The 7,925-nt window shown below is 61.8% G+C and carries 7 protein-coding genes and 1 pseudogene; 3 read left to right on the top strand and 5 right to left on the bottom strand.

Going from position 1 to position 7,925, the window contains the following annotated elements; all coding sequences use genetic code 11:
• Positions 1–98 (top strand): annotated as a pseudogene (locus tag GOB82_RS11070) (IS5/IS1182 family transposase); the annotation flags it as partial.
• 545 nt (positions 99–643) lie between these two features.
• Positions 644–1,807: an MFS transporter gene (locus tag GOB82_RS11065; RefSeq protein ID WP_242007364.1), complete on the top strand. Its 1,164-nt coding sequence runs from the start codon at positions 644–646 to the stop codon at positions 1,805–1,807.
• A gap of 7 nt (positions 1,808–1,814) precedes the next feature.
• On the opposite strand, the gene GOB82_RS11060 is transcribed toward GOB82_RS11065, so the two are convergent.
• From GOB82_RS11060 to GOB82_RS11040, 5 genes are all read right to left on the bottom strand, one after another.
• The gene (locus tag GOB82_RS11060; protein WP_166123050.1) at positions 1,815–3,047 is read right to left on the bottom strand and encodes an SMP-30/gluconolactonase/LRE family protein; all 1,233 of its coding nucleotides are present in this window, start codon (positions 3,045–3,047) and stop codon (positions 1,815–1,817) included.
• A gap of 145 nt (positions 3,048–3,192) precedes the next feature.
• Complete coding sequence (gene pyk / locus GOB82_RS11055) at positions 3,193–4,629, bottom strand: pyruvate kinase (protein WP_166123041.1); 1,437 nt, start codon at positions 4,627–4,629, stop codon at positions 3,193–3,195.
• A 35-nt stretch (positions 4,630–4,664) separates the two neighbouring features.
• The gene (locus GOB82_RS11050; RefSeq protein WP_166123039.1) at positions 4,665–5,651 is read right to left on the bottom strand and encodes an SH3 domain-containing protein; all 987 of its coding nucleotides are present in this window, start codon (positions 5,649–5,651) and stop codon (positions 4,665–4,667) included.
• A gap of 43 nt (positions 5,652–5,694) precedes the next feature.
• On the bottom strand, positions 5,695–6,231 hold the full coding sequence (locus GOB82_RS11045; RefSeq protein WP_166123037.1) for a DsrE family protein: 537 nt from the start codon (positions 6,229–6,231) through the stop codon (positions 5,695–5,697).
• Positions 6,224–7,006 (bottom strand): HesA/MoeB/ThiF family protein, encoded by a 783-nt coding sequence (locus GOB82_RS11040; RefSeq protein WP_166123035.1) that lies wholly within the window; start codon positions 7,004–7,006, stop codon positions 6,224–6,226. The genes GOB82_RS11045 and GOB82_RS11040 overlap by 8 nt, the downstream gene beginning before the upstream one ends.
• 269 nt (positions 7,007–7,275) lie before the next feature.
• On the opposite strand from GOB82_RS11040, the gene GOB82_RS11035 reads away from it, so the two are divergent.
• Positions 7,276–7,887 carry a DUF2939 domain-containing protein gene (locus tag GOB82_RS11035; protein ID WP_166123034.1) on the top strand — a complete coding sequence of 204 codons (612 nt, stop codon included), beginning with the start codon at positions 7,276–7,278 and terminating at the stop codon, positions 7,885–7,887.
• The last annotated feature ends 38 nt before the right edge of the window (positions 7,888–7,925 follow it).

The following is a 7,925-nucleotide window of genomic DNA, read 5'->3' as shown; positions in this document are numbered from 1 at the left end:
TCAAACAGTTCCGCGCGATCGCAACCCGCTACGACAAGCTTAAATCAACCTTCCTCGCTGCGGTGCAGTTCGCCTCAATCATCATACTGCTTAACTGACGACACGCTGTAGATCGATGAAGCAGAAAGTCAGAACACGATCTTCCCGCAGCTGTGACTGTCATAACATGACCATCCTAAAGAAACGACGTATACCCGCAAGCAGACACGGGCCAACAAGCGACCAGACCTTAACCTGAGCTGTCTCGTTTTCATTGGTAATACTACCACATACGCCCGAAAGATGCACGCTCCGAGCCCTCCGCCCCAACTTTAACCGGACCGAAAATATCTTCGTCACACTATTAAGACATGAGTCAGACAAATACCGCGTCGAACCCTCGCCACTCTTCTGCATGCGGTTTGCAGGCCGATTGATGGATTACTTACAACAAGACCCTGCTTACTTGCCCGCCGCAGGTTATAAGCCAGATGGGTCTGATTATGCTCCGCCACGCCCACTGGAGCACTCACAGGACAACCCGCTGAACTGCTTTTGGCCTGCACAGACGCAAAGACGAAAATTTTCCAAAACTCTGATAGGCTGCCCCCGCATTCCCCAGCGGGGTGCGCCGCCGTTCCGTTCAACAGCATCTGGCCAGACCTTGCCCCTTACTGCTTCTTCCGCCTCTCCCCGCTCCCTCCGTCTGCCGGTGCTCTCACTGGTGGCTGTGGGGATGATTTTCGGTTTGACCTATGGGCTGAGCACCCCGCTGCTGACCTTTGCTCTGGCAGACAAAGGATACGGTGCCCATGTCATTGCGGCTCTGGCCATGATGCACGGCGTGGGCGTGCTGGGTATCGCGCCTTTCCTGCCCCGCCTTTCCGCATGGGTGGGGCAGAAAAGACTCCTGTTGTGTGCACTGGCCAGCACGGCGGTTATTCTGGTGCTTTTTCCGCTGGTGCCCTCGGTCTGGGTCTGGTTTCCGCTGCGGCTTGTTCTGGGCATGGCAACGGAGACCATGCTCATCATGTCTGAAAGCTGGCTGAACCAGAGCACGGATGATAGCAACCGGACCCGCACCATGGGGCTCTACAGCGCCATGCTTTCCTCCGGCTTTGCCATTGGCCCTGTGGTGCTCACGCTGGTCGGGCGGCATGGTCTGGCCCCGTTCGCCATCAGCACCCTGCTTGTTCTGGTGGTTTTCGGCATGGTCAGTATGCCGTGGATGCGCGCCCCAAAAGCCGAACGGCCCGCTCACAGAGGCCTGCTGCGCTATATCGCGCTCGCCCCCGTGGCCATCAGCGTTACGCTGCTCATGGCCATGCTGGAGGCCACCAGCTCTGCCTTTCTGCCACTTTATGCCCTGCACAGCGGGTGGACGGAACGACAGGCCATGCTGCTGCTCTCCGTCATGCTGCTCGGGGCCATTGTGTTGCAAACGCCGCTGGGCTGGCTGGCGGACCGCCTGAAAAACCCGCGCGCCATGCTTATCGGCCTTGGCTTGGCCTCCACTCTTGGGGCCTTGCTCTGGCCTGCCGCCATCGGGAACACCGCCGTGGCATATCCCCTGCTGTTTGTGTGGGATGGCCTGTTTGCAGCACTTTATACCGTGGCCATGTCCGTGGTGGGCAGCCGGTTTTCGGGGGGAGACCTTGTCTCAGTTTACGCCGCAACGTCCGTGGCGTGGGGGCTTGGCAGCTTTGTGGGGCCGGGCATGGCAGGCACCGCGCTCGAGCTTTCCCCGGCCAGTGGGCTACCCTGCTTTGTGGCGCTGGCCTGCGGGCTGTTCACCCTGCTCCCGGTTTTCCTGAAGAAAAGGGCCTGAAATTCGGTCAGGCCGGGCCGGCACCCTGTGTGTTCACCTGAAGGCGGTAGAGTGATTCGCCAGCACACATGAACAGCCAGTTCCGCTTGGGGCCGCCAAAAGTGAGGTTTGAAACCCCGTGCGGCAGCCGGATGCGCCCGATAAGCTGCCCTTCAGGATTGAACACGAACACACCGCACAGCCCCAGCGGGCCACTCACGCCGCACCAGAGATTGCCGAAAATATCGGCCTTCATACCGTCCGGCCCCATCTGCACGCCCTCAAAATGCATATTGGTCAACAGGCGCGCGTTGGAGAGCGTGTTATCCTTCTGCACATCAAACACATGCACGGCCTGATCCCCATCATGCCCATACCCGCCTGCCTGCTTGCCGGTGGAAATGACATAGAGCCGGGAATGGTCCGGTGAAAAGCATAGGCCATTGGGGTTGGGCAGCCTCTCCTGCGTGAGCACGCATTCAATCCGGCCGGAAGGATCAATCCGAAACGTATGGTCCTGCTGCCGCTTGAGGCCACCAATCTCCCCGATCAGTTCTTCCCCGATCCGCCAGCGGATACGCCCGTCCGGGTTGGCATCCCCGCCCGGTTCGTCCGCATGGCCTTCGGTAAAGCCATCGCCATAGCCGGGGTCGGTAAACCAGACGCTCCCATCGGGGTGGGCCACCACATCATTGGGGGAGTTGAGGGCATGCCCTTCATACCGATCCGCCATCACACGCACGGAGCCATCATGCTCCCAGCGGATTACCCGCCGGAGAAAGTGCTCGCAGGAAATCTGGCGCCCCTGATAGTCAAATGTATTGCCATTGGAATGGTAGGATTCCGGGCGAAACACCGTAACCTCACCCGTTTCCCACAGATAGCGGTACTGGCGGCTGGTCACCGTGTCACTCAGCAGCAGATACCGGCCTTCAGCCGACCACGCCGGTCCTTCCAGCCATGTGCCCTTGTCCCACACCCGGTGGAGCGTGGCCGCGCTGAACAGCAGGTCCCGAAAGGTGCGATCAATCACAATCACATCAGGGTCCGGCGCATAGGCTGGCGGGGCGGATGGCCCCCACTGGCGCGGGGGCGTGGTGGTGACATCGGCAGGGCGAGCGGTTTCGGGTGGCGGCTCTGCGGTGTGGTCCGCCGCCCGCGCTGCAGGAGACACTGCGAGTGCGGACATACTGGCCGAAACACCGGCAGACACACCGGCAGACACAGAGGCAAGTCCCTGCAGAACCGTGCGGCGCTGCATACTCCTGTGGCGTTTTTCCATAGCCATCGTGTCTGCCTCCTGACTGCTCAGCGGCACCGTTTGCAGGTGCCGCATGCCGTATTCTTCTCCACTGTCATTCATCCGGCACCATGTCCAGACACCGGGCCGCAGAGAGGGAATCTCCTCAGGGAATACGGGCAACTCTCAGGGTGTTGGTCGAACCGCTCACCCCGAACGGAATGCCCGCGGCAATCACAATGGAATTACCGGAACTGCCTATTCTGGCACGGCGCACCACCTCCAGAGCAGACACCACCATATCTTCCACATTCATCACCTGCTGGTCCTCATTGACAAAGGCCCACACCCCCCAGACCAGCGCCATGCGTCGCCCGGCCTCATGCGTGGGGGTAATGCCCAGAATAAGGCAGGAAGGCCGTTCCCGCGCAATGCGGAACGCCGTGGTCCCACGGTGGGTATAGGCCACAATGGCGGGGGCTTTCAGCGTATCCGCCACCTGCTGCGCGGCCCCGGCAATCGCATCCGCCACGTAGTCTTCCGGGGCAAGACGCATCCGCGCCATCGTGCTCTGCCATTCGGCATCCTGCTCGATGCTCCAGATAATCCGGTTCATGATCCGCACGGCCTCACGCGGGTACTGCCCGGCGGCAGACTCGGCGGAGAGCATGACAGCATCCGTCCCCTCAAACACCGCCGTTGCCACATCCGAAGCTTCGGCCCGCGTAGGCGTGGGGGAAGAAATCATGCTTTCGAGCATCTGCGTGGCCACCACCACCGGTTTCCCCAGGCGGCGGGCAAGGCGGATAATGCGCTTCTGCGCCAGCGGCACGTTTTCGGGCGGCAGTTCCACGCCCAGATCTCCACGGGCGACCATCACCGCATCTGTCAGTTCCAGAATGGCTTCCAGATTCTCCATGGCCTGCGGTTTTTCCAGCTTGACCATGAGATTTGCGCGTTCACCAATCAGGGCGCGGGCCTCGCTCACATCCTCGGGCCGCTGCACGAAGGAGAGGGCGATATAATCCACACCCATCTTCAGTGCGAATGCCAGATCCCGATGGTCCTTTTCCGTCAGGGCGGGAATGGGCAGCGCCACATCCGGCACGTTCACGCCCTTATGGTTGGAGAGCACGCCCCCCACATCCACAAGGGTTTCCAGCCAGTCCGGCCCCACCTTCTGCACGATCACGGCCAGCTTGCCATCATCCATCAGCAGGCGGCTGCCGGGTTTGGCCACGGCAATAATTTCCGGGTGTGGCAGGCAGACGCGGGTTTCATCCCCCGGTACCTCGGAGAGGTCAAAACGGAACTCCGCGCCGGGCTTCAGCGTCACCTTGCCGTCCGCAAAAACGCCCACGCGCAGTTTCGGCCCCTGCATGTCGGCCAGAATGCCTATGGGCTTACCCAGCTCAGCCTCTACCCGCCGGACTATGGCGTGGCGGGCAGCGTGGTCCTCATGCGTGCCGTGGGAGAAGTTGAAGCGAAACACATCCGCTCCCGCCAGAGCCAGATCGCGGATTGTTTCATAATCGCTTGAAGCCGGGCCAAGCGTTGCGACAATCTTGGTCCGGCAGATAAGTGCGTGTGTGGTAGTAGGCATTGACCATCCTTCTCCATAATGAGCGCCGTGGGCGTTCAGGAGGGGTTGATCGCTTCCTCCGCGTCCACACCCCAGATTGCACGGCGAGAGACCCAGCCAGTGTAATTCTTGACTGAAACCTTGCACCAGTCAGACCCGGCAGCACATTCCTTAACCGATCCAACCGCGCCGGGTTTCAAAATGGCAACAGCAGGGGCATCATTGCTGGCGGATGCACGCATGACAACCGCACCGGGCACGCTCTTCGCATCCTCCACGGTTGGCACAGTCTCCACCACGCGGGTGTCCATATGGCCGGTGGGCTGGATTTTATTGCCGTTTTTATCGGTTTTGACCTCCAGCGGCGTTTCATCCCCCGGCGGTTCGCCCGGCACGAGGAAGTCACGCCCGCCAGCCAGTGTCGCCTGCTGGATCCAGCCTTTCTGGCCTGTCTGATCTTCCACCAGACGCCAGACATCAAATTCGCGTTCAATCCGCATCGGCATGCCACGGCGGTGGTACACCCACAGAATGGGGAAGCGGCGGCCCGGTCCGGCGCGCATGTTCACTTCATCAGACCGCAAGGCGGCATAACGCGGCAGCGGCAGGCCTGTTACCGTGCCTTTGGGGGGCTCGGGCGGTGTGGCAGGGGCTGGCGGCTGGGCTGTCTGGTCCGGCACGGTGGCACCAGCGGCACCGGCAGCGCCTGCGGCGGCACCCGCAGCCACTCCGGCAGCAGCCGTTGCAGCCTTATGTTTTCCAGAGGCGTGCGCCGTATGGCGCGCCTTGGCGGCGCTCTCCTGATGGCTGTGATGCGCCCCCTTGCCCTCGGCCAGAGCAGCCTTCCTGGCAGCAGCTTTGGCAGCGGCTTTTTCCGCTGCCTTTTTCTTGCTGGCGGCGTGCTCAGCCTTGGCATGGTGTGCATGGTGCTTGTGCGCGGCAGGCTTCTTTTCTGCTGCAGCCGCGCCAGACAGAGCGACCGCGCATCCTGCCAGGCAGGACAGCAGTCGGAACCGGAAAGTCAGGGGCAATGTGAACATCATGCCTGCATCCCTGCCAAGAGAGAAACGCCGGGGCAAGCGCTTTTTAGAAAACAGCCACACGGGCTGCACCTGCCTTGTCCAGAAACGCAGGAAGGCCCACAACCGCAACACTCCGTTCCAGCGCATCGGCAGAGACCCCCATGGTCTTCAGACCGGAGTCGCACACCATCAGCGTGGCATCCATCTCCACCAGCGCCATGCGCAGCTCCTCCAGCCCCGCCACACCAGCCGCCGTGCGCCAGTCTTCCCGCTGCTTGTCTTCCAGCCCATCCCACTGCGTGCAGAAGGCCGCTACCCCGGCCCCCATGCCAAACAGCAGCACGGACTGGCCCAGTGCGCAGGCCGTGGCGGCCAACATGAAAGCGGCATGAATACGCTCATACCGGGCTTCCACCAGCACCAGCGCCAGATCACACTGCGGAAAGGCAGAAGCCCCCAGCCCGGCTGAAAGCCCGCTCCGCCCGGACGGCGTGGAAGCCCCGGCTACAGCGGAACTCCCCGCAAACACGCCATCCCCTGACGCAACACCGGAAGAAAGACCCGCGGGCAGACCAGCCGGGGCCGCAGAAAACTCAGCCATGAGAACTCTCCCGTTCCAGATCCCCACAGACGGGACAGGCGGGGTCCCGTTGCAGGGTGATGGTTGTAAAGCGTGTGGCCAGAGCATCCCACATCAGCAGCCGACCGGCCAGCGATGTCCCGAGCCCCAGAATCTCCTTGAGCGCCTCTGTTGCCTGAAGCGTGCCCATGACACCCGTGACAGCCCCAAACACCCCGGCCTCCCCGCAACTCAGCCCCTGTGCCACGCCATCGGTCGGCGGATACAGGCAGTGATAACACGGGCCGCCGCGCGCCGGGTGAAAAGTGGAAAGCTGCCCTTCAAACCGCTGCACAGCGGCGGACACCAGTGGCCGCCCCGCCCGCACGCAGGCGGCGGACACCAGATACCGGGTTTCGAAATTATCGCAGCCATCACACACCACATCATACCGCCGGACCAGATCATCCACCGTGTCCGCGCTCAGGCGCAGCGGCCATGTTTCCAGCGTGACCTCCGGGTTCAGGGCTTCCAGCCGGGCACGGGCCGACTCCACCTTCGGGCTGCCCACGGCCTGCGTGGTGTGCAGGATCTGGCGTTGCAGGTTGGAGAGTTCCACCGTGTCATCATCCACCAGCCCGATGCGTCCGACACCGGCTGCGGCCAGATAAAGCGCGGCGGGTGACCCCAGCCCTCCGGCCCCCACCACCAGTACGGAGGCCGCCTTCAGGGCAGCCTGCCCCGTGCCGCCAACCTCGGGCAGAAGAATATGGCGCGAATAGCGCTGAATTTCGGCTTCCGTAAAATCAAACGCCATCTAAGCGCCCTTGTTGCTGCGGGCAGAGGGCCTTCCAGAGAGCCTCTGCGGGTTACGAGTCCCTGAAGCGGGCGGCCTCACCGGCCCCCTGAACCGGCCCCTTCATGCCACACCGGCGGTTTCCGCGCGCTCTGCTTTTTCAGCATTGAGAGCCGGGCAGAGGACCTAACGTTTTTGCAATAAGATGAAATGATGTTCATGAAACTATGCATGGGTGCCATGCGTCTGCTATACGTAAACCGTAAATTTAGCATACGAGGAGTGATCCTATGACGTCCCTCACATCAACCGGGCAATCGGCCCGGGGTGCCAGTCTGAGCAGACAGCAGACCGCGCGCAGAGTGTGTGTCGGGGCCTCAGCAGCGGCACTCGGCCTCTATCTGGCATCTCCTTTTGTCACGCTCTGGACCATCGGCTCCTCTCTTCGGTCGCACGATATGGCGGCGCTGGGGCACCTCATTAACTGGTCCGAACTGGATTCCTCCATCAAGCACCAGACGCTCTCCAGCCTGCACCTGAATCAGGTTTCGGATGATCTGCCTGATTTCGGCTCATCTTTCGCCACCACGGCTGTTTCCAACGCGGTGGATTTCAGGGTCACGCAGGCCAATCTCGGCACGCTGGTTGATCAGGCTCTTCCGTCCACCCTTCCGGCCAATCAGGCCACGCCCTCTTTTGCCAAGCTGGCGGAAAAGGCGTCCGTCCGGTTTACCCGGATTGACCAGTTTGAAGCGGATATTCCCCTGCCCGGCCACGAGCAGGATACGCCGCTGAAAATTGAAATGCGGATTCAGAACTGGCGCTGGAAAGTCACCAGAGTGGAATTTCCCACCCGGCGTGCGCCTGTCATGCAGGCCTCTGCCTCCCCCTCCAACGCCTGACGCGCCACAGAGCGAACATCTGAATAGCGCGCCCCGGC

This window comes from Acetobacter farinalis (assembly GCF_011516935.1).
Classification (GTDB): domain Bacteria; phylum Pseudomonadota; class Alphaproteobacteria; order Acetobacterales; family Acetobacteraceae; genus Acetobacter; species Acetobacter farinalis.
This window is presented reverse-complemented; position numbering and strand designations above follow the sequence as displayed.

Excerpts from the sequence above, each read along its gene's own strand:
- GOB82_RS11060 (WP_166123050.1), bottom strand. The coding sequence starts at position 3,047 with ATGCAGCGCCGCACGGTTCTGCAGGGACTTGCCTCTGTGTCTGCCGGT.
- GOB82_RS11035 (WP_166123034.1), top strand. The coding sequence starts at position 7,276 with ATGACGTCCCTCACATCAACCGGGCAATCGGCCCGGGGTGCCAGTCTG.
- pyk (WP_166123041.1), bottom strand. The coding sequence starts at position 4,629 with ATGCCTACTACCACACACGCACTTATCTGCCGGACCAAGATTGTCGCA.
- GOB82_RS11040 (WP_166123035.1), bottom strand. The coding sequence starts at position 7,006 with ATGGCGTTTGATTTTACGGAAGCCGAAATTCAGCGCTATTCGCGCCAT.
- GOB82_RS11045 (WP_166123037.1), bottom strand. The coding sequence starts at position 6,231 with ATGGCTGAGTTTTCTGCGGCCCCGGCTGGTCTGCCCGCGGGTCTTTCT.
- GOB82_RS11050 (WP_166123039.1), bottom strand. The coding sequence starts at position 5,651 with ATGATGTTCACATTGCCCCTGACTTTCCGGTTCCGACTGCTGTCCTGC.